Consider the following 457-nt stretch of genomic DNA (forward strand, 5'->3'; position numbering starts at 1 on the left):
ACTCGAAGTAAGGGCTCCCCTGCCCCCATTCGAACCACGACGACGTCGCCTCTTTGCAAATCAGATCGCTCGCAATCTACTGGGTAGGCCTTGCCGCTCTTTCTAAAGCGCACATATGCAATTCTATACGTCATCAGACCTTCTCGAAGGTAAAACTTAATGCTACGGTCGTTTGATATATTCTGAATCGCCATTTATTTTGAAAATCAACGCTTCAGCCTGCTGCTTATCAAGTGTATCTTTGATAAAACCTATGAACGACGCACTTAAGCCCGCATCATTCATAGCGACCCTTGCCTTTGCGAATAATTGCAAACGCCCTCCCTCTAGCTCATTAATTTTGGCGCGGATTGAATCCTCTACCTGCCCATCGTGGTGCTCTGGTGGAATGTACTCAGAAGAATCGTTATAAGATAACCGAATTTTATCGCGCGTTGATCCTCTTTCATCCAATCCT

The 457-nt window shown here is 45.7% G+C and carries 1 protein-coding gene; it reads right to left on the reverse strand.

What is annotated here, in order from left to right; translation table 11 throughout:
- Positions 1-162 precede the first annotated feature (162 nt).
- The coding region (locus tag A3736_RS17430; protein WP_197465503.1) for a hypothetical protein at positions 163-457 on the reverse strand (295 nt) is incomplete at its 5' end.

This window comes from Erythrobacter sp. HI0063 (assembly GCF_001635685.1).
Lineage (GTDB): Bacteria > Pseudomonadota > Alphaproteobacteria > Sphingomonadales > Sphingomonadaceae > Qipengyuania.